Source organism: Parafrankia sp. EAN1pec (assembly GCF_000018005.1).
GTDB classification, from domain to species: Bacteria; Actinomycetota; Actinomycetes; order Frankiales; family Frankiaceae; genus Parafrankia; species Parafrankia soli.
Genome location: NC_009921.1, coordinates 8,700,972 through 8,721,710 on the forward strand (window position 1 = coordinate 8,700,972; position 20,739 = coordinate 8,721,710).

15 protein-coding genes, 1 tRNA gene and 2 pseudogenes are annotated in these 20,739 nt (G+C 70.0%); 13 read left to right on the forward strand and 5 right to left on the reverse strand.

What is annotated here, in order from left to right; all coding sequences use genetic code 11:
• Positions 1–34 precede the first annotated feature (34 nt).
• The 4 genes from FRANEAN1_RS35565 (at position 35) to FRANEAN1_RS35580 (ending at position 6,122) form a co-directional block, all read left to right on the forward strand.
• On the forward strand, positions 35–2,308 hold the full coding sequence (locus FRANEAN1_RS35565; RefSeq protein ID WP_049796099.1) for a protein kinase: 2,274 nt from the start codon (positions 35–37) through the stop codon (positions 2,306–2,308).
• A 244-nt stretch (positions 2,309–2,552) separates the two neighbouring features.
• The gene (locus FRANEAN1_RS35570; protein WP_020464511.1) at positions 2,553–4,901 is read left to right on the forward strand and encodes an ATP-binding protein; all 2,349 of its coding nucleotides are present in this window, start codon (positions 2,553–2,555) and stop codon (positions 4,899–4,901) included.
• A 157-nt stretch (positions 4,902–5,058) separates the two neighbouring features.
• Positions 5,059–5,916 carry a hypothetical protein gene (locus tag FRANEAN1_RS35575; protein ID WP_020464512.1) on the forward strand — a complete coding sequence of 286 codons (858 nt, stop codon included), beginning with the start codon at positions 5,059–5,061 and terminating at the stop codon, positions 5,914–5,916.
• Positions 5,917–6,046: 130 nt separating this feature from the next.
• Positions 6,047–6,122: transfer RNA gene (locus FRANEAN1_RS35580), tRNA-Glu, on the forward strand.
• Between the two features lie 290 nt (positions 6,123–6,412).
• Here FRANEAN1_RS35580 and FRANEAN1_RS35585 read toward each other — a convergent pair.
• On the reverse strand, positions 6,413–8,746 hold the full coding sequence (locus FRANEAN1_RS35585; RefSeq protein ID WP_020464513.1) for a 2OG-Fe(II) oxygenase: 2,334 nt from the start codon (positions 8,744–8,746) through the stop codon (positions 6,413–6,415).
• 105 nt (positions 8,747–8,851) lie between these two features.
• Between FRANEAN1_RS35585 and FRANEAN1_RS35590 the strand changes: the two genes are divergently transcribed.
• From FRANEAN1_RS35590 to FRANEAN1_RS35625, 8 genes and pseudogenes are all read left to right on the forward strand, one after another.
• A complete protein-coding gene (locus FRANEAN1_RS35590) occupies positions 8,852–9,052 on the forward strand; it encodes a hypothetical protein (RefSeq protein WP_041255147.1) in 201 nt (66 codons plus the stop codon).
• 110 nt (positions 9,053–9,162) lie between these two features.
• Positions 9,163–9,384: a ribbon-helix-helix protein, CopG family gene (locus FRANEAN1_RS35595; protein ID WP_041255148.1), complete on the forward strand. Its 222-nt coding sequence runs from the start codon at positions 9,163–9,165 to the stop codon at positions 9,382–9,384.
• A pseudogene (locus FRANEAN1_RS35600) lies at positions 9,381–9,808 on the forward strand (PIN domain nuclease). The gene FRANEAN1_RS35595 and the pseudogene FRANEAN1_RS35600 overlap by 4 nt, the downstream one beginning before the upstream one ends.
• 599 nt (positions 9,809–10,407) lie before the next feature.
• Complete coding sequence (locus FRANEAN1_RS41900; RefSeq protein WP_157472921.1) at positions 10,408–10,710, forward strand: hypothetical protein; 303 nt, start codon at positions 10,408–10,410, stop codon at positions 10,708–10,710.
• Between the two features lie 103 nt (positions 10,711–10,813).
• Positions 10,814–12,409, forward strand: a complete 1,596-nt coding sequence (locus FRANEAN1_RS37705; RefSeq protein WP_347176897.1) for an ATP-binding protein — start codon at positions 10,814–10,816, stop codon at positions 12,407–12,409.
• Positions 12,406–12,928 (forward strand): annotated as a pseudogene (locus FRANEAN1_RS35615) (response regulator transcription factor). The gene FRANEAN1_RS37705 and the pseudogene FRANEAN1_RS35615 overlap by 4 nt, the downstream one beginning before the upstream one ends.
• A gap of 82 nt (positions 12,929–13,010) precedes the next feature.
• Positions 13,011–13,706 carry a response regulator transcription factor gene (locus FRANEAN1_RS35620; RefSeq protein WP_041255151.1) on the forward strand — a complete coding sequence of 232 codons (696 nt, stop codon included), beginning with the start codon at positions 13,011–13,013 and terminating at the stop codon, positions 13,704–13,706.
• Entirely contained in the window at positions 13,699–14,820 is a 1,122-nt protein-coding gene (locus FRANEAN1_RS35625; RefSeq protein WP_020464518.1) for a HAMP domain-containing sensor histidine kinase, read from the forward strand. The genes FRANEAN1_RS35620 and FRANEAN1_RS35625 overlap by 8 nt, the downstream gene beginning before the upstream one ends.
• A gap of 44 nt (positions 14,821–14,864) precedes the next feature.
• Here the strand turns inward: FRANEAN1_RS35625 and FRANEAN1_RS35630 are convergent, their stop codons facing one another.
• From FRANEAN1_RS35630 to vanH, 4 genes are all read right to left on the reverse strand, one after another.
• A complete protein-coding gene (locus FRANEAN1_RS35630; RefSeq protein WP_041255153.1) occupies positions 14,865–15,974 on the reverse strand; it encodes a UDP-N-acetylglucosamine--N-acetylmuramyl-(pentapeptide) pyrophosphoryl-undecaprenol N-acetylglucosamine transferase in 1,110 nt (369 codons plus the stop codon).
• A gap of 73 nt (positions 15,975–16,047) precedes the next feature.
• On the reverse strand, positions 16,048–16,698 hold the full coding sequence (vanX, locus tag FRANEAN1_RS37910) for a D-Ala-D-Ala dipeptidase VanX (RefSeq protein WP_020464520.1): 651 nt from the start codon (positions 16,696–16,698) through the stop codon (positions 16,048–16,050).
• Positions 16,688–17,734: a D-alanine--(R)-lactate ligase gene (vanA, locus tag FRANEAN1_RS35635; RefSeq protein WP_020464521.1), complete on the reverse strand. Its 1,047-nt coding sequence runs from the start codon at positions 17,732–17,734 to the stop codon at positions 16,688–16,690. The genes vanX and vanA overlap by 11 nt, the downstream gene beginning before the upstream one ends.
• Positions 17,727–18,767, reverse strand: a complete 1,041-nt coding sequence (gene vanH, locus FRANEAN1_RS35640; protein ID WP_020464522.1) for a D-lactate dehydrogenase VanH — start codon at positions 18,765–18,767, stop codon at positions 17,727–17,729. Before vanH ends, vanA begins: the two co-directional genes overlap by 8 nt.
• Before the next feature lie 169 nt (positions 18,768–18,936).
• Here vanH and murF point away from each other — a divergent pair, with 169 nt between their 5' ends.
• Complete coding sequence (gene murF / locus FRANEAN1_RS35645; RefSeq protein WP_020464523.1) at positions 18,937–20,280, forward strand: UDP-N-acetylmuramoyl-tripeptide--D-alanyl-D-alanine ligase; 1,344 nt, start codon at positions 18,937–18,939, stop codon at positions 20,278–20,280.
• Positions 20,281–20,739: the final 459 nt, after the last annotated feature.

The window sequence follows — 20,739 nt, forward strand, 5'->3', positions numbered from 1 at the left end:
CCACCCGGCCTGCGGCCTACCCGCCGGTATCCGCATGCCTGGCGGTGTCCTCGGCGGCCAGTCTGATGTGATCGTCGACCGCGCGCACATCGAGGCGGCGCTGCCCGGCTACGAGGTCGGCGACCTGATCGGGACGGGCGGGTTCGGCCTGGTGTTCGCCGCCCGGCACGTCCGGCTCGAGCGGCCAGCCGCGATCAAGATCCTGGTGCCGGAGATGGCCGACTCCGAGTCGGAGCTCGGGGTGGGCCGGGAGGTCTTTGCCGCGGAGGCGCGCCTGCTCGCCCGGCTCACGCATCCGCACATCGTCCGCGTCTTCGACTACGTCGAGCGGCGCGACCTCTGCATGATCGTCATGGAGCTCTGCGCCGGCGGGACGCTGCGCGCCCGCGCCTCGCGCGGGCTGGCGATGGCGGAGGTGGTCGCGTTCGGCCTGGCGATGGCCACCGCGCTGGACGCGGCGCACCGCAGCCAGGTGATCCACCGCGACATCAAGCCCGACAACGTGCTCTTCACCTCCGACCACACCCTGAAGATCACGGACTTCGGCATCGCCAAGATCGTCGAGACGACGACGGGCCGCGGCAACACGATCGTCGGCACACCCGTCTACATGGCGCCAGAGCAGTTCACCGGGGCCCCGCTGCGGCCGGCGACCGACCTGTACGCGCTCGGGACGGTTCTCTACGAGCTGCTGTCGGGGCAGACACCGTTCTCCCGCCGGCTCTCCCCCGTCGAGCTCGCGGAGCAGCACCTGCGCGGCTTCCGCCCGCCGCCACCCGGATCGACGCCGCCGGCGATCGGCGGGGTCGTGGTACGGGCGCTCGACCCCGACCCGGCGCGACGCCAGCGGAGCGCGCTCGGCTTCGCGCTCGAGCTCGCCGCCGCGGCCGCGCGGGATTTCGGCCCCGGCTGGCTGTCGGCCTGCCCCGTCCCGGTCCATCTGCCGGACGTCGTCCTCATCGCCGCGACCGCGTCGACTCAGGCCGGACCCGCGCCAGCGCACGCCGGACCGGCGCCAGCGCACGCCGGACCGGCGTCAGCGCACGCCGGACCGGCGTCAGCACAGGCCGGACCCGCGGCAGCACAGGCCGGACCCGACACCGCCGCACCCGCCGACACCGCCGCCTCCCCCGACGCAACCGCACCCACCGAGGGCCCCGTCCTTCTACCCAGGGGCCGCGACACCGCGGCGGGCCGGGAAACCAGCACCGCGGACTCCCCCCTCACCCGGCGCCAAGGCCTGCTGCGGCGGTGGGCGGGACGGCGCTCGCCCCGTGACGAGCAACCCGCGACCGGCCCGCCGGGCCGGGGCGGCCGTCCCGCCCCGGCGGGCCGCGCCGTCGTGCACCTGCGAGTGGAGAGCCCGTTCGCGCTGGCGGTCGCCCCGGACGGAGCACTGTACGTCTCACAACCGCTGGCGCACCGGGTCCTGCGCGTCGACGCCGCGGACGCCGCGCCCGGCACGACCAAAGGCGGACCCCCCCGGCCGACAGCATCCCGGGTGACGGCGTTCCAGGTAACGGCGTCCCAGACCGTGGTGGCCGGGACGGGCAAGGCCGGGCGGGCCGGGGACGGCGGCCCCGCCACCGCCGCGGAGCTGGACAATCCAGCCGGCCTCGCGGTGACCGAGGACGGCACCCTGCTGATCGCGGACTGCTTCAACGACCGCATCCGCCGGGTCGACCCGGACGGGACGATCACCACCGTGCCGACGCCCGCAGCGCTGCGCCGGCCACGCGCGGTGACGACCGGCCCCGGCGGCGTCCTCCTCATCGCGGACACCGACAGCCACCGGGTCTGGCGGCTCGGACCGGGTGAGACGGCACGGGTGATCGCCGGCACCGCCGAACCGGGTTACTCCGGCGACGGCGGGCCGGCCACGCGGGCCGCGATCGGACGTCCACAGTCTCTCGCGGTGGACGGCGCGGGGCGCCTGCTCATCGCCGACCCGGACCAGCGGCGGATCCGGCGCGTCGACCACGCGGGACGCATCGGGACCATGGCCGGCACGGCGTACGGCGGCCGGCCCGCGGCCGATGGCGCACCGGCGACCGGCACCGACGTGGGCACCCCGACCGGGCTCGCGGTCGGGCCTGACGGCACCGTCTACCTGGCTGATCCCGCCGGAGACCGGGTGCTGGCGATCCACCCGGACGGCAGGGTCGCCGTCGCCGCGGCGCGGTCGGGCGAGGTGCCCGTGCTCGATCCGAAGCAGGTCGCCGTGGGTCCCGACGGGACGCTTTACATCGCTCAGCCGGGCCGGCACCGGATAACCGCTGTGGCCCCTGCGTACCTCCCGCACTTCTGACTGTCTCGCAGGGGCACACGTGGGACCACGGGGGTTCTTCTTTCACCCCACCGCGGAACGGAGCAAGATGAGGCGCCGTGGGGGAGTCCGCCATCAGAAGTACCCATTTGAGCACTCAAATAGCATTTTATGTGGCGAGATACGAGGTCATACGGACGATTCACGTTCGGATGACACTCGTACACGCACCTGAGAGCCGGGCACCCGCCACGGCACGGCCGCCCATGGGCACGGACCACAGCCCGTGAACGGCTCGACCACGGCGACCCTGGCCAACGCCGCGACGACGGCCGCCTACCTCGCGATCTGCCTGTCGATCGCGCGTGGCCTGTGGCGGTCGGGCCAGTGGCGCAACAACCCGCTCGGCCTGGCCACCGCCGCCATCTTCTTCACCTGCGCGATCGGGCACGGCTCGCACATCCTCCAACTCCCGCACGCCACCGGCCCGGCCGCACACGCTGGGCACAGCGGCAGCGGGCATGGTGGCGGCGGGCCCGCGGGGCCGGCCGGCCGCACGCTGATCGACGTCCAGTTCCTCACCATCACCTGGGACGTCGTCACTGCAACCGTCGGCGTCTGGTACTGGACGCTACGGAGTCGCTTCCCGGCGCTCGTTCGCGGTACCGCGCTCTTCGAGGATCTTCGTCTGCGAGAGGCCACACAGCAGACCCTGCGCGAAAGCGAGGAGCGCTACCGCGGCATCGTCGAGACGACGGCCGACGGCGTCGTCCTGCTCGGCCCGGACGGGCACATCACCTACCGCAACGCCCGGTTCGCCGCCATCGTCGGCGGGACACCGCTGGGCACCCGGTTCACGGACCTGGTGTCCGACACCGACCGCGCCGAGATCACGGCCGCGCTGGACGCGGTGCGGGCCGGCGCCGTCCGCCGCCTCGAGATCGCGCTGCGGCACTCCGACGCCCGCAAGGTCTGCGCCCAGGTCGCGCTCACCGCCCGGCTCGGGCCGGCCGGCACCGTCGACGGGACGCTCGCGATCGTCACCGACGTCACCGAGCAGAAGAACATCGAGGCCCAGCTGCGTCAGGCCCAGCGGCTCGACGCCCTCGGCCAGCTCGCCGGCGGCATCGCGCATGACTTCAACAACCTGCTCACCGTCATCGACGGCTACGCCACGCTCGTGCTGGCGCGCGGCGATCTCGACGAGGGCGCCCACCGCGACCTGACCGCCGTGCGGGACGCGGCCGCGCGCGCCACCGGCCTGACGAGCCAGCTCCTCGCCTTCTCGCGCACAGTCGACGTCCGCCCCGGGCCGGTCGACCTCAACGACCTGGTACGCGGGCTCGAGGAGATGCTGCGCCGCCTCATCCGCGAGGACATCGAGCTGGTCGTGATGCCCTCGGCGCGGCCCGCGACCGTGCGCGTCGACCGCGGGAAACTCGAGCAGGTTCTGGTCAACCTGGTCGTCAACAGCCGGGACGCGATGCCCGACGGCGGGCGGCTGTTCATCCGGGTGGTCGTCGTCGACGACGTCGCCTCCGCGTCCCACCCCGACGTCCCACCGCGGCGGCTGGTGCGGCTGACCGTGGCCGACACCGGGCACGGCATGCCCGAGCACGTCCGCGCGCACATCTTCGAGCCCTTCTTCACCACCAAGGACCCTGGCAAGGGAACCGGCCTCGGGCTGGCGACCGTGTACGGGATCGTGCGCCAGGCCGAGGGCACCGTCGAGGTCGACTCCGTCCCGGGACTCGGCGCCACGTTCCGGGTCGACCTCCCCGCGTTCGCCGAACCAGCGCTCAACGAACCCGCGCTCAACGACGCCCCGTTCACCGGACCCGGCGCCGCCGCACCTGGCCTCGCCGCACCTGGCCTCGCCGGACCCGGCGTCACCGCACCCGGCGTCACCGCACCCGGCGTCACCGCACCCGGCGTCACCGCACCCGGCGTCACCGCTGTCGGTCTCCACGACCCCGACCGACACGCGCCCGGCCGACACGGGCCCGGTCTCCCGTCGGCCGGCGCTGTCGCCACGACAGCCGGCGGAGCGGTCGAGGACCACGCCCGGGGCGACACCGGCACCGACCTGAGCGACCGGCCGCGCGGCGCGGTCAGGACGAACCGCCCCGCCCCGGTGGGTGCGCCGGGGCGATCAGCCGCGCCGAACGACCGGCACCGGCCAGACGCCGCCCGGCACGCCTGGAGTTGCGCGACCATCCTGCTCGCCGAGGACGACGACGCCGTCCGCCGCCTGGCCGAGCGGGTGCTGCGCGGTGCCGGCTACCGGGTGGTGTGCGCGGCCGACGGCCGGGCGGCACGGACGCTCGCCCGCCGGCTGACCTCCGTCGATCTGCTCGTCACGGACGTGATCCTGCCCGGCCGCAACGGCCGTCAGCTCGCCGAGGAACTGACCCGGATGTTCCCGGGCCTGCCTGTCGTCTTCACCTCCGCCTACAGCCGCGGGATGCTCGCCGACGGCGGTGGTGACCTCGGCGTGGCCTACCTGCCCAAGCCGTTCACCCCCACGAGCCTGACCGAGACCGTTCGCGCCGCGCTGGCCGTCCACCGTCCCGTTACCCTCGCCCCCGCCGGACCGTGCGGCTCCCCGCCGCCCCACCCGCGCCCCCGCGCGTGACCGGGGCACCAGTGGGCCGCCACCGCGAACGCCGGCCGCATCGAGAGTCCTGACGACATCCACCCCGGCAACCCCGCCGGGACGTGAAGATGGAGACGTGACCGACGAAGGGGCGGGCGACGGCACCACGCCGGGCGGCGCCGTGGGTGACGGCACCATGCAGGACGGAACAGCACGGAAGCGGTCCGGCGGGCGGAGCGCAGCCGTGCCGGGCTTCCTCCCGAGCACCCACGCCTTCGGCTTCACCAACTCCTTCCCCCGCCAGCCCGTCCTGCGGATCCCGGTCGCGGGCCTCGGAGCGGTGCCGATCGGGGACGCCAGCCGTGGCCTGTGCGGCGGGATGATCTACGCCGTCCGCGACATGTTCGAGTTCGGCGTAGCGCCTCCGGAGATCACCAGCCCACCGGCCGCCGGGACGCCCCTCTACCGCTACATCGTGCGCCGGCTCTTCGACAGCTTCGACATCCCGCGCGGGGTCTACCGCTACTACCGCCTGACCAGCGCGGCCGACACCGACCTGACCCGCGGACCGCTGACCCGCCCCGGCGTCGGACGGATCAGCGTCGACCGGGAATGGCCGCGGATCCGCCTCGACCTGGATCGCGGTCTGCTCTGCCCGCTCGGCGTCATCACCGTCCACTCGGCCGACCCGCTGCGCCTCGGCCTCAATCACCAGGTCCTCGCCTACGCGTACGAACAGCGCGGAAACCGGGTCAGGCTGCGGGTCTACGACCCGAACACATCCCGGGCGAGATCCGACGACGTCACCCTGTCATTCGACATCACGCCGCCGCTCGAAGTCCCGTTCCCCCGCCCGGCGGCACCGCCGCACGGGACCACTCCGGGCACTCCGGCCGCATCGGCCGCGCCGGTGACCATCGAACACACGATCTCGATCGGCGGACGTCCGGTACGCGCGTTCTTCCGGTCGCGCTACCGCCGGGTCGACCCACGCCCCGCGCTCGGTCCGCCCCCGGGGCCCGCGGTCGCCGCGCCGGAGCCCCCGCCGACATGATCGACTTTGCGTCCTCCGGCCAGCGGTCTACGGCACGCGTTTGTCGGCGGAGCGGACGATCCCCTATGCTTGCCCTGTTCTGAAGCCCGGCGCTGCGGTGGATCATCCGCTGCCGCATCTCCGGTCCGCTGCCCCCATCGTCTAGCGGCCCAGGACGTCGCCCTTTCAAGGCGGTAGCACGGGTTCGAATCCCGTTGGGGGCACCAGAGAGTAGTCGATCTGCTGCAAAAAGTTGGCGATGGACGGGTTCGTTCATCCGCTCTGGCAACTCTTCGCTGTCATACGTCGGCGCTCCGGCACTGTTAGTCAGCATCCTCCGAACTATTGGTTGAATGGCTAGCACCAACCAACGACGATGTGCACGGGTTCGTGCCCTACCTTGCCGTCAGACAGCGCGTCGTACCGCACCACGAGCACCAACCCGACCGTCTCGACACATCAATGCGGAAGAGGACGCCTGCCGGCTTGGCCAGCCCGGCCTCACGGGAGTAGATGATCACATCGGGTGCCATTCGGCAGCCAGCCAGTCCAGATCGGCTTGGTCCCGGTCCCGTGCCCTGGCCTCTTCGGTGAAGAGCGCGTCGGTCTTGTGGAGGATGAGCGTGTAGGGGCGGCCCTGGCGCCGGGTGACGTGACTGACGGGCAGTTCGGCGATGTCGATCCGGGAGTGGACATGCTGCCTGCGCTTCTCGGCGAGCGGCCATTCGAGGGTGCGCCGGTCCGGGTCCGCCAGGAACGTGCGCAAGGTGTCGCACAGGTCGCAGGTGCAACCGCCGGCGGGCAGCTCGATCGACCAGTCGGTGGGCACGCGCCGAGGGAGGGCCAGCCGGGCACGCAGCCGCGCGGCGCAGTCCGCGGCCAGGGCGCCGAAACCCGCCTCGCCGCGGGGGCCGTCGCCGGGTAGGCCCGCCGCGGCGCGTAGCGCGGGCATTACAAGCGCGGTGACGGTGTCCGGCTGCCGCCGGAGGTACCCGGCCGCCGAGTCCCGGGTACTCGCCGCCCCGGTCGCGGCGGCGGTCAGCACCGAGGCGAGCGGTGCGCCCAGGTCGTCGAGGCCGCTGTCGCGGTGGCGGGGGGATGACGACCTGATGGCGATGCCGATGGCCTCACGCAGCCACTCCCAAGCCAGGTCGAGAAGCAGCCGTGCGGTCGCCGCGCCGGCGCCGTGCGCGGCGTGCAGCCCCGCGCACAGACCGGGAAGCGATCCCGCCACCCACCGCTTGCGTTCCGGTCCGCCGATCGCCCAGGTCGGCTGTCCCGCGCCGGCCCACGTCCGCAGCAGTTCCATGGTCCACTGCTGGCCGTACCGGCCGGCGAGCTTCGCGAAGGGCGCGGCGTCCTCCACAGTCAGGTTCTCGACGCGGAACGGGCGCAGCAGCATCGACGCGGTCGCCGCGTCCGCCACGACGTCCGCCGTTCGCAGCGCCTTGCCGAAAATCCCGGAGATCCTGTCCTCGTCCCGCGGCGACCGTGCGCGCAGAACGCCGTCCCAGAACGGCTCGAGTGTCGCCACGGCGGCCTTCGCGTTCGCCGGCGCCATCTCGGCGAGCGCGTCGAGCGCCCAGGCGGGCGAGGTCTCGGCACGGTTAGCGAAGGCCTGCTCGCGCGGCCATACGACAACCGCCGCGCGGTGGTACCAGCGGTCCAGTGTGTTGCCCCAGTTGCCCATGTAGCCCTCGTACTCCGAGGTATAGGGCTCAAGGTCGTCCGTCCCGGTGGACGCGCAGACCTCGTCGGTGCCGACGGACAGCGAGGTCGCCTCCAGCCGGTCGCCGCCCGGACCGGTCCAGTGTGTGAGCGTGATGTCGACGTCGATCAGTTCCTGGACTTCGTAGTCGGCCGAGCCGTCAGGGCCTTCGTCTTCGTCGTCGTCCTCGTAGCGTCCTCCGCCGTATCCGTAGTCGTCGTCCGCCTCGTACGCGCTGTACGTCGTCTTGACGTCGGCGAGCGCGAGGACGGTTTCGTACCCCTCCCGCTCGGCCGCGGCCCGCAGCAGGGACACGCACGCGGCATCGGCGCCCTTCAGCCCATCCCAGCCCAGCGCGCGCGGGGTGTACTCATGGTCGAGGAGGTAGACGAGCCGGTTCGGCGGGCCGGACGCGGCTCCGGGGCGGTAGGTGAGCACCGGTGTGCCGAAATGCTCACGAAGGAAACCGGCCAGTTCGGCGACTGCTCCCTCGTCGCCCTCCGGCAAGGAGGTGTCCCCACGCAGCAGGAGGTTGTAGGTGAGCGCGATCCGGTACCCCGACCGCACCTCGGCGACCTCGTGCCGGCAGTCGGCGTAGAAGGCGACCAGCGACAGCTCCGTCTTCGACCCCCGGCAGGCCCGCTGCTCGCCGTTGTGCCTGACCACCAGCTCGCCGCCGGTGTAGGTGGACGGCATCGTCACCACCAGGGTGCCGATCATCGAGTCGTCCTTCTCGCTGTCCTGATGAGCGAGGAAGAACTGGCCCGGCTCGTACACCAGAAGGGAATGAAGATCGGCGGTCAGCTCGGCGGCGATCGGCAGGCCCAGCTCATCTTTCGCCGTTGTCAGGATGACGTTCAACGCGTCGTCGTCCCACGTGGCATGAACGAGGTTCTTCGGGATCTCCCACGTGTCACGGACGCCCGGGTCGATCAGCGTCTCCTCACCGCGACCGAACCGGGCAGGCTGACCGAGGCCGAGGAGCTTGCGGGCCTGCGCGTACGGCACCGGGAACGTGACGGGTCCGATGCCCTCGACCTCGAGGCTCAGGTCATCCGTGCTCGCCGTCAGCTCCACGCTGAACGCGGTCTCCGTGTCGCCGCGCAACATCCTCGCCAACCGGTCACGCGCCACGGTCGCCATTGCCTGTCCCCTTGCCCCTGAGGCCCGGCTATCAAGCACGAATCTAGAGGGTCCCGCACGCTCGACGGGATTCGGTACCCGGGGCGCACGTTGGGTGGCCTTCAGGTGCAACGCGACATCGACAGCTACGGAGCTGGGCGGGGCCGTCCGGCCGAGGATCGCGGTCTCCTGACCGACGTCACCGACGCAGTCGGTGACGTCCTCCGCAGCGGCCCCGGCCTGCCGGCAATGATCAGCTCGGCGATGGAGGTGCTCCTGTTCAGGTCCCGCAACGGCTTCTGGATAAAACACCCGCGAATGCGGTGATGTCCCAAGGAAGCCGCCGATGAAGCCACGACGGCCCACAATCCCGCCGCTTGCCCGGGCCACGGGCCACGCCTGCTGACAGCATGGGATATCGCTTGGAGGTGCGGCCGATGTCCGATGTGCTCATCCGTGGCGTGCCCGATGACGTGCTGGCCGCTGTCGAGGCGCACGCCGCCCGGCTCGGCCTGTCCCGCAACGAGTACCTCCGCCGGCAGCTCGCCCAGGATGCGGCACGCTCGGTCACCCCGGTGACCCTCGACGACCTGCGCTGGTTCAGTGCCGCATTCCGCGATCTCGCCGACCCGGAGGTCATGCGGCAGGCCTGGTCGTGACCGCCACAGCCGAGACGGCACGGCGCTGGCTCATCGACAAGTCCGCCCTCGTCCTGCTGAGCGAGACCCCGACGCCGACCGGTGGCTGTCCCACATCCAGCACGGCCTGATCCGGATCACGACGGTCACGATCCTGGAGGTCGGCTTCTCCGCACGATCCGCTCAGGATCTCCGCGTCCGGCTACGCCGGTCACTGGTCTCGGCGATGCCCGTCGAGAACACCACGCCCCGTATCGAAGCCAGAGCCGTCGAGATCCAAGAGCTGCTCGCCAGCACCGGGCACCACCGCGCACCGTCCGTCCCCGACCTGATCATCGCCGCCACAGCCGAGCTCGCCGGGCTGGTGGTACTGCACGTCGACAAGGACTTCGAGCTGATCGCCGCGCTCACCGGGCAGCCCACCGAGAGGCTCCGCCTGCCGTAGCGGGTGGCGGCCGGCCGTATCTGCCCATCATCCCGGCGGTGGTACCGCGCGGTCTGGCGCATGGTCCACCGCTCGCACCCGTAGAGAGCCGACCAGGAAGTTCCCCTCGACGACCAGCCTTCCAGCGGCGAAGCCCCTGGCAGGACCTGCACTATTCTGTAGCGAGCCCCGTTTGGGGCACACTTAAAGTAGTCAACCTGCTACCAGACGGCCTTATTTAGCGGGTTAGGTCGGCACTTTCTCACCCGATGAAGCGCCTCAGCCGCATCACGCGTCCGACTCAAGCGACGGCAGTCCCGCGGGCGACGAACCCGGTCCCGCGCCTTGCACCGGTTCGTCGCCTCCCGGGCGAGAAACCCGCTGGTCCGACCTGACAGCCCCGAAGCGCCGCACGCCGTGTCTAGCGGGGAGCCGATCACGCGTCGCTGCGGGCCCCATTCGCAGACCTCCCAGATCACGCCAGCCTGTACCCGCACTGACCCGTCCGCCTCCGCACCGGTCACCACCTCGACCACAAACATCATCCCGGGCAGCTCACATCGACCGCGGCCCCGCCCACGCGCGGGGTCGGGTCCCGCTGTGACCTGGCCGCCCGGCTGATGATCCTGCTCTCCGCGCAGGCCATGACCCCGAAGAAGATCGCCGAGGTGACGTCACACCAGCGAAGACCGGGTCTACCCGTGTTGGAGATCCAGGCGGACGTCGAGGCGGGCGGGGCGCTCGACCTGCTGCCGGAGCCGACGGTCGCGGTGCGCGGCTGCCCGGCACCGGATAGTCGGGCGTGCCGTGGTGGCGGCCGGCACCGCACGGGACCAGGGCGGGTCGGCGGTGCTGCCGCTGGCCGGCCCCGGGGTACTCGTCACCGCCCTGGCGGTCGACGCCGCCGTCGCCTCGGCCCCTGACGGCCGGGCCGCGGCCCGGCCCGTTGGACTTCACCGACGGAGTGGCCGGCGGGATGACTGACGGGCCTGCCTCATGCCGACCCGGTAGCTCCCGTCAGGCGAGATGGGCGAAGATGACGAGGTTGTCGACGTAGTGGCCGGTCCCGTGGTTGAAGGTGCCGCCACAGGTGATCAGGCGGAGCTGCGCGCCGTTGCCCGAGTGGTAGACCTCCTGGTCTGGGAAGTCGGCGCGGCCTTCGTGTCCTCGGTGTCGACCGGCCAGCCGCACTACGGGCGGGTGAGCACCTCGGCCGGCGACGTGCGCTACGTCGCGGTCCCCGTACGCGTGTGGGGCCACCCCGAGCGGGGCGTCTTCGTGTCGGCCGTGTTCGTCGACCGGGAGCGCGCCGAGGTGGACGAGGTGGGCAGGGTGCTCGGCGTCGTCGGGTTCGGCGCGCTGGCCGTCGCCGGCGCGGCCGGCTGGATGGTCGCCGGGCGGGTTCTCGCCCCGGTGCGGATGGTCCGCCGGACCGCGCAGACGATCACGGAGACGGATCTGTCCCGGCGCATCCCGATCGGCGGCGGGTGGGGCGTCCGCCGGTCGCGCCGTGCCGTGGCCGTGCGGCTCCACGATGGAGCCGGTCGGGACAGCGGCGCTGGCTCAGTTGGCGGTGCCGGGGGGAGCCGTGGGCGTCGCGGCCGTCGCCGCCGTCGCGTCGGCCGGCTCGGCCGGCTCCGCTGGGGCGGGCGGGACGAGATCACGGAGCTGGCGCGGACATTCAACAGCATGCTGGATCGCCTCGAGCAGGTGTTCGAGACCCAGCGCGCTTTCGTCGACGACGCCGGCCACGAGCTGCGCACCCCGATCACCATCATCCGCGGGCATCTGGAACTGCTCGGCGACGACCCGGACGACCCGGACGACCGGGCCGAGACTGTCGCCCTCGTCCTGGACGAGCTCGACCGGATGAGCCGGATGGTCGACGATCTGCTGGTGCTCGCGAAGGCGGAGCGGCCCGACTTTCTGCGCCGCGAGCCGGTGGACCTCGCCGGGTTCACCACCGACCTGTTCGTGAAGGCGAGGGCGCTGGCCCCGCGCGCGTGGCGGCTGGACGCGGTCGGGGACGGCCGGGTGCTCGCCGACCGGCAGCGGCTCACCCAGGCGTTGCTGCAGCTCGCGCAGAACGCGGCCGAGCACACCCGGACCGGCGACACGATCGCGATCGGCTCGGCCGCCGACGATCGCGTCGCGCGTTTCTGGGTAGCCGACTCCCGCCCCGGGGTGGCGCCGGGTGACCGGGCGCGCGTCTTCGAGCGTTTCGCCCGCGGTGCCTACACGCGGCCGGCGTCCCCGGCGGGCGGGGGAGCAGGGCTCGGTCTCGCGATCGTGCGGGCGATCGCGACGGCGCACGGCGGCACCGTACGGGTGAGCGGCGAGCCAGGCGAGGGCGCGACCTTCACCCTCGAACTGAGCCTGTTCAATCAGGGTTCTCGTGACCACGAGCCGCGTCCCGCCCTGCCGGGTGGACCCGCCGTGCCGGGCGAAGCGGAACCAGGCGGCGGCGCGCCGGTCGCAACCGGTCCCGATGCCCCCGCTGTCCACGAAGCCGGCCGCGAGCCTGGACGCGTCGAGCTCGGCGGCCCCGCGGCCGACGGCGGGGAACACCATGGCGCGGCGGGCGTACGTGGGCGCGGCGGAGCCGGTGGGAGACAGGGATGACGAACCGGGTGCTCATCGCCGAGGACGAGCACCGGATCGCCTCGTTCGTGGCGAAGGAGCTGTGCTCCAACGGCTTCGTGCCGACCTGCGTGGGCGACGGCCAGCGACGACTACATGAGCAAGCCGTTCCGGTTCGAGGAGTCGCTGGCCCGGATCCGGCTGCGGCTGCGCCCGGAACGGGCCGACGGCGAGCCGACTGTGCTGCGCTGCGGCGACCTCGCCCTCGATCTGCGCACCCGCCGGGCCCGCGTCGGCGACCGGGTCGTCGATCTCACGGCGCGGGAGTTCGTCCTGGCCGAGACATTCCTGCGCCATTCCAGTCAGGTGCTCGCACGCGAGCAGCTGCTGTCCGCCGTCTGGGGCTACGACTACGACCCCGGCAGCAACATCGTCGACGTCTACGTCGGCTACCTGCGCCGCAAACTGGGCGCCGGCCGGATCGCCACGGTCCGCGGCATGGGCTACCGCCCGGAGGCCGGGGAGCCGCCCGGCGCCGGCCCGACCGGGGTCACGAGGTGAACATCCGGACCGGCGCGGTGCTGCCAACACGCATGTAATTTTCGATATGCCGACGATATGCGCAGGTCGTACCATCGAGAGTGTGCGTGTGTTGGTCGTCGAAGATGAGCCGTACATGGCAGAGGCCATCCGCGATGGGCTGCGTCTGGAAGCGATCGCGGCCGATATCGCCGGTGACGGTGACACCGCTCTGGAGCTGTTGAGCATCAACGCCTACGACATCGCCGTCCTCGACCGCGACATTCCCGGGCCTTCCGGTGACGAGATCGCCGAAAGCATCGTCGCCTCCGGCTGCGGCATGCCGATCCTGATGCTCACCGCTGCGGACCGGCTTGACGACAAGGCCTCCGGGTTCGAGCTCGGAGCCGACGACTACCTCACCAAGCCGTTCGAGCTGCGAGAGCTCGTGCTCAGGCTCAGGGCACTCGACCGCAGGCGCGCGCACATCAGGCCGCCCGTGTGGGAGATCGCAGGTCTGCGTCTGGATCCGTTTCGCCGCGAGGTCTACCGGGACGGCCGATATGTCGCGCTGACCAGGAAGCAGTTCGCCGTGCTCGAAGTTCTCGTCGCTGCCGAAGGCGGTGTCATTAGCACCGAAGAGCTGCTGGAACGGGCGTGGGATGAGAATGCCGACCCGTTCACCAACGCCGTGCGTATAACGGTCTCGGCCCTGCGCAAACGCCTCGGCGAACCCTGGATCATCGCCACCGTGCCCAGCGTTGGGTACCGCATCGACACAGCACCCGGCACCGGGCGTGAGGGAGGGGACCGTGGATAGGGCGCCCGGTTTGAGCGTTCGCCTCAAACTCACCCTCAGCTACGCCGGCTTCCTCATGCTTGCGGGTGTCTTGCTGCTCGCGGTCGTGTGGGTGTTCCTGCTGCGTTACGTACCCGAGACGATCTACACAGCACCTCCCGAAACGGGATCGCGACCCGGCCCCTTTATGTTCATACCCGACCGCTCCGACCTGCTTCAAGCCTTCGTCCCGAAGGCAGCCGCAATGCTGGCGTTCCTGCTGATGTTCAGCCTGCTGGGAGGATGGATCCTCGCCGGCAGCATGCTCGCGCCCCTGACCCGCATCACCAACGCGACCCGCCTGACCGCGAACGGATCGCTCTCCCACCGGATCCAGCTGGAAGGCCGCAAGGATGAATTCCGCGAACTCGCCGACGCCTTCGACGCCATGCTCGCGCGGCTCGAAGCACACGACGCCGAACAGCAGAGGTTCGCAGCCAATGCCTCCCACGAACTGCGCACCCCGCTGGCGATCACGCAGACCCTGCTCGACGTGGCCCGCAAAGATCTGAACCGCGACGCCGGCGAACTTGTCGACCGCCTCCATTTGGTCAACACCCGAGCGATCGACCTCACCGAAGCACTGCTTCTGCTCAGCCGTGCCAACCAGCGATCCTTCACGCGAGAACGCGTCGATCTGTCCCTGGCGGCGGAAGAAGCGACTGAAACGCTTCTCCCCCTCGCAGAAAAACATGGCGTCACCATCGAGACCTCCGGCGACATGGCCGCCACCATCGGCTCACATGCGCTCCTGCTGCAGATGACCACGAACCTTGCGCACAACGCGATCGTCCACAATCTGCCTGAACAGGGCACCGTGTGGGTCACGACGAGCGTTCACTCGATGACGGTTGTGCTCACTGTCGAGAACACCGGCCAGAAGCTCGCCCCACAAGTGGCTTCCACGCTTGTCGAGCCGTTTCAACGCGGCACTGGACGCACTCGCACCGACCACGCAGGTGCCGGCCTCGGCCTGGCAATCGTCAAGAGCATCGCCCAGGCACACGACGGAACCATCACCCTCACCCCCCGGGATGCTGGGGGGCTCTGCGTCACGGTGCGACTACCCGTCGCGCCACTGCGCGCTGGCAGATAACGATCAGTCGAGGTCTGCCGTGGGTGCGTGGTCGGCCGTGGTCCTCATGAGGCGAACCCCCGTTGCTCGGCGACCGCGGTGAGCACGTGCCGGGCCAGGACGACATCCGCGTCAGGTGCGCCGGCCGCCGACGCGTGGGCCGACATCGCCGCGATCCGCTCGGGATCGATGAGCACCGGGATCAGGGTGGTCTCGATCCAGGCCGGGTCAAGGTCGGCGTCGTCGACGAGCAGTGCCCCGCCGGCCGCCACGACCGGCTCGGCGTTCAGCCGCTGCTCACCGCCGCGCAGCGGCAGCGGGACGTATGCGGCCGGCAGGCCGACAGCGGCCAGCTCGGCGCACGTCATCGCCCCCGAGCGGCAGATCACGAAGTCGGCCGCGGCGTAGGCGTACTGCATCTCGTCGACGTAGGGGATGACGACGTAGGGCGGGTCGGCGGGATCGCCGTCCGGCACCTCGACCATGTGCTGCGGCCCGGTGATGTGCAGCACCTGCACGCCGGTCGCCCGTAACGCCGCGGCCGCGCCGGACACCGCGGTGTTGATCGCCCGGGCGCCCTGCGAACCGCCGGTGACCATCAGTACCGGCCCGCCGACCCGCAGGCCGAACCGCTGCCGGGCCGCGTCACGCAGCGCGGGGCGGTCGAGCCCGGTGATCGCCGGCCGCAGCGGGATCCCGAGGGCGGTGGCGTGAGCCAGCCGGACACTCGGCGCGGCGGTGAACACGCGCGTCGTCATCCGGGCCCCCAGCCGGTTCGCCACCCCGGGCCGGGCGTTCGCCTCGTGGACGACGATCGGCAGACCCTGCCTGCGGGCGGCGAGGTAGGCCGGCACGGCCACGTAGCCGCCGAAGCCCACCACGACCTCGGCCCGCACGCGGTCGAGCACCGCCTCAGCCGCCAGCACCGAGTCGCGCAACCTGCCCGGCGTCCGCAGCAGGGCCTGGTTCAGGCTGCGCGGCAGCGGCACCGGCGGGATGAGTTCGAGCGGGTAGCCGCGGGCCGGGATGAGCGTGGTGTCCAGGCCGCGGACGGTGCCGAGGGCCGTGATCGCGGACGTGGGCTCCAGCCGGCGCAGCGCGTCGGCGAAGTTCATCGTGGGCTCGATGTGCCCGGCCGAATGGCCGCCGGCGACAACGACGCGCGGTGCCGTCACGCCTGTCAGGACAGATTTCCGAGGTGCCATTCCCGTTCCTTGTGTGGAGTGAGCTGCAAAATATCGGTCGCCGTCAGCGCTTCGAAGTTTCACCAATTTTCCTGGCCCGGCCCAGCGGTGTGATGGGAAAATCGAAATAGGTGTCTGGATGGGGTTCGTCCTTCAGTGTGTAGTGCCACCACTCGCATTCGTAGGAGCTGAAACCACAGGCCTCCATGACGGAACGAAGATGTTGACGGTTTCTCGCTTCGATCTGCGTGATTCCCTTTGCTCCATGATGTGAGACTGAGTCCATCAGATCATGGTCACCGCCCATGGGAGCAAGGTCACCGGTGGCCAGGTGAAAGAGCGTCAGGTCAATGGTGCTTCCCCGGCTGTGGCCCGACCTGGCGGCCACGTATCCCTTCTCGAACAGCTCGGCTCTGTCAAGGTTCGGATAGTGCCGTGGCTTCGTCTGGCCGTCCTCCGGCTGTGTTGACCAGCGCAGAAAGCAGTCTACGGCGCGTTGCGGGCGATAACCATCCCAGAGAAGCAGGCCCAGGCCAAGGGATCTGGCTTCTTCTCGCGCACCTTCCAGGGCGGCGCACAGAGCCCTCGTACCGACGATTCGATTTGCCAGGTATCCGTTCACCGGTCTGCCGGTGAAGTTGTCCCAGGTGGCGTACTTGGCATCCCAGCGTATTCCGGGTACAAACTCGTCCACAAAGACGAAGTCATCCTTCATCGACTTTTCCCGCCAATGTCAGCGACACCAGCCGGTCGATCACCTCGGCGAGCGGCAGCCCCGCGGCCGCCATCATTCTCGGATAACGGCTGTACGATGTCATGCCGGGCAGGGTGTTTACCTCGTTGAGGACTACTTTCCCGTCTTCCTGCAGGAACATGTCCACCCGCGACAGGCCCCTGCATCCCAGGGCGCGATAGACGGCCTTTGCCGTCTCCTGAACGAGCGAGCGCGCCTCTGCCGAGATGTCCGCTGGAACGATTGCCGTCGAGTTCTCGGAACCGCTTTCAGGCGCACTCTCCTGATGTATCCTGAAAAATCCATGAGACAGCGAGATTCGATCTACCTCGCCCGCGGTCAGATCCAGATCGTTCCCCAGCAGGGCACATCCGACCTCGCTGCCGACGACAGCCTCTTCGATCAGCACCTTCGAGTCGTACTGTCGTGCGGTATCCACTGCACCCGACAGCTCTTCTTTTCGAGACACCTTGCTGACGCCGAAGGATGACCCCGAACGGGCCGGCTTCACGAATACGGGATAGGTGAGCAGGTCGGCATCCACTTTCTCGTTCGCCGTCACGGTCCAGAAATTCGGCGTAGCAATTCCCGCGCCTCTGGCGACGGTGTAGGCAAGGGACTTGTCCATGCACAAAGCGGAACTCTGGACATCGCAGCCCACGTAGGGGATGCCGGAGAGCTCCAGCAGACCCTGCATCGCACCGTCCTCGCCGAGTCTGCCGTGCAGAACGGGCAACGCCAGGTCCAGGCTGATCGTTTCGTATCTTCCCTGCTCCAGAACCAGCAACCCGTGGACGCTTCTGTCCGGTGACAGCACAGCCGGACGGCAGCTGCCGTTCTCCCAATTTTCGTCAGGGCGTTCGCACAGCTTCCAGGCACCGCTCCTCGCGATCCCGATGTAGAACGGTTCGTACTTCTCGGCATCGATGTTCTTTGCGATCTCCTGTGCAGACCGGACGGAGACGGGATGCTCCTCGGAACGGCCCCCGAATATGATTCCGATCCTCAGTCTATCCATGCTGAATCCTGCTTTCGAATTCGAGGCAGTTGGTGATGGAGTTTTCAACGGTGTCACGCAGGGCGTGGTCTGTGTAGTAGGCGGTGTGGGGACTGACCAGAACATTCGGCAGTTCTTGCAGCCGTAGCAGCGGTGCGCATTCGATGGGCTTGTTCCTGTGATCGGCGTAGAATATTCCTTCCTCTCCTTCGAGGACATCCAGCGCCGCACCGCCCAGTCTGCCGCTTTCCAATGCCTGAACAAGGGCCTCGGTATCAAGGAGTGGGCCGCGTCCGGTATTGACAAGGAACGCGCCGCGCTTCATCCTCTCGATACGTCGACGATTTAGGAGGTGGTGTGTATCCGCATTGAGGGGGGTATGGAGCGTCACAATGTCGCTCAGTTCCAGCAATTCGTCGAGCGGAACGTATTCGGCGGCGGCCTCGGGGCGATCGTCATAGGCCAGTGTTCGGCAGCCGAAACCCCGCAGCCTGTCCATGACCGCCGCGCCGATGCGTCCTGTTCCAACCACCCCGATGGTCAGATCGCGTAGTTCCCTCCCGCGCACATCATTCAGTCTGTAGTCATGAATATCCGCGCGGCGGATGATGGACTTTGCGTTCCGCACCACCATCAGCATCAGCATCAGCGTGTAGTCGGCCACGCTGTCGGGCGAATAGGCGACGTTTCCGACGGAGATGCCGACGCCCGCAGCGTATTTCACGTCGATATGGTTGCACCCGATGCTTCTTGTGGAGATGTACGTCACGCCGACCTGGCTGAGTGCAAGAAGAGTGGAGCTCGTGACCCGAGTCCTGTGGTCGACGCTGATGCATCGGTTTCCGAGTGCCAGTTCGATGTTGGCTTCAGATACCGCCACGTCTGTGATGGTTGGCAGTACGCCGAAACGGGGAGCCATCTCTCGGAAAAGAACGGCCTCGTCCTGCCCGCATCCATAGATCGTGATTCCCGTTGCCGGGACGGCTGAGGAGGACGAGGGCGCCGGCGACCGGGTGCGGCGGGCCGCTGTTCGTGCGGGTTCGCTGCGGGGCATGCCTCCAGCCAAGGCGGCGTGGTGTTGCCGGCACGTATGTGTTTTTCAATATGCCCACGATATGCAACCGATCGGCACCATACGGGAGCATGACCCGCAGAGAACCAGCCTCCGTCGACCGCTACCTCGTCAGCCTGCTCCCGCTCGCCGGCCGCCGCCCCACCTGGGCATGATCCCGCTCAGCCTCGGCGAGATCGCCGCGGTCGTCGGCGGGACGGTCGCGGGCGACGGCGCCGTGACGGTGACCGCGCCAGCCGTGCTCGACGGCCGGCAGGCCGAGCCGGGCGGCCTGTTCGTCGCCTTCGCCGGCGAGCACGTCGACGGCCACGACTACGCCGGCCAGGCCGGCCGGGCCGGCGCGGTGGCCACGCTCGGCTCCCGGCCCACGCCGCTGCCCACCGTCGTCGTCGAGGACGCCCAGTCCGCGCTGCAGGCGCTCGCCGCCCACGTCGTGGCCCGGCTGCGCGACGGGCTGACCGTTGTCGGGCTGACCGGCTCCCAGGGTAAGACCAGCACCAAGGACCTGCTGGCGGCCGTGCTGTCGAGCGCCGCGCCGACGATCGCCACGATCGGCTCGCTCAACAACGAGCTCGGTGTGCCGCTCACCATGCTGCGCGCCGACCCGGCCACCCGGTTCCTCGCCCTGGAGATGGGCGCCCGCCACATCGGCGACATCGCCGAGCTCACCGGCCTGGTCGCACCCGACATCGCCGTCGTCCTCAACGTCGGCCAGGCCCACCTCGGCGAGTTCGGGTCGCGCGAGGCCATCGCCAGGACCAAGGGCGAGCTGGTGCAGGGGCTGGCGCCCGGCGGCACCGCCGTCCTGGGCGCCGACGATCCCCGGGTGGTCGCGATGCGCTCGCTCACCGACGGTCCGGTGCTGACCTTCGGCCGGGTCGAGCACGCCGACGTGCGCGTGCTCGACCTGGCGCTGGACCGGCTCGGCCGGCCGTCCTTCACGCTGCGGACCGCCGACGCCTCGGCTCCCGTCACGCTGCCGCTCGTCGGCGGCCACCAGGCACTCAACGCCTCGGCTGCCGCGGCGGCGGGGCTGGCGGCCGGCGTACCCCTCGACGTGGCAGCGGCGGCGCTGGCCACCGCCTCGCTGTCGCAGTGGCGCATGGAGCTACGCGATCTCGCCTGCGGCGCGACGCTGCTCAACGACTCGTACAACGCCAACCCCGACTCGACCCGCGCCGCCCTGGACGCGCTGGCAGCGATCGAGGGAGGGCGCCGCATCGCCGTTCTCGGCGAGATGCGCGAGCTCGGCGACGGCAGCGAGGCCGAGCACCGCGCCGTCGGGGAGTACGCCGCCTCCCGGGCCGACGTGGTGGTCGCGGTCGGCGAGGCCGCCCGACCGATCGCCGACGGCGCGGGAGAACGGGTGGTGGCGCTGGCTGACAACAACGCGGCCGTTGACTGGCTACGCGGCCACCTCGCCGCCGGCGAGGTGGTGCTCGTCAAGGCCTCCCGCGGGGCGCGCCTCGACGAGGTAGCCGTCGCACTCGCGTAGTTGGCGGGACGCACCAGAAGATCCGCTTCGCCGTGCTGTTCGGGCCCAACGTCCAGGAGTTGCCGAAGCCGAACAGGAAACTGAGCCCCATCACCAGCACCATGATCACATTGACACCGCGGACGGCAGAGTCCCCTGCCCCATGGCCGCCACGACCGCCCGGCGCGTTCACCGGGCACATCCACGCACGGGGAGTTCAAGATCGCCCTCGACGACAAGCCGCCCTGATGCCAAAACGCTGGTCATTCCTGCACGGTTCTGCTGCGAATCCCTTTGGGGGCACCCGAGAGTAGTAAATCAACCACCGAAAGTGAATATTTCACCTGGTTGACGGAATCTGGGTAACGATACGAGATCCGTCAACGATGTTCGGCTACAGTCCGCGGCTGTTCGTTCCTTCGGGCTTGGTACCCGCCAGCAGTGACATGCACGGGTTCGAAGCCCACTTCGGCAGGAAAT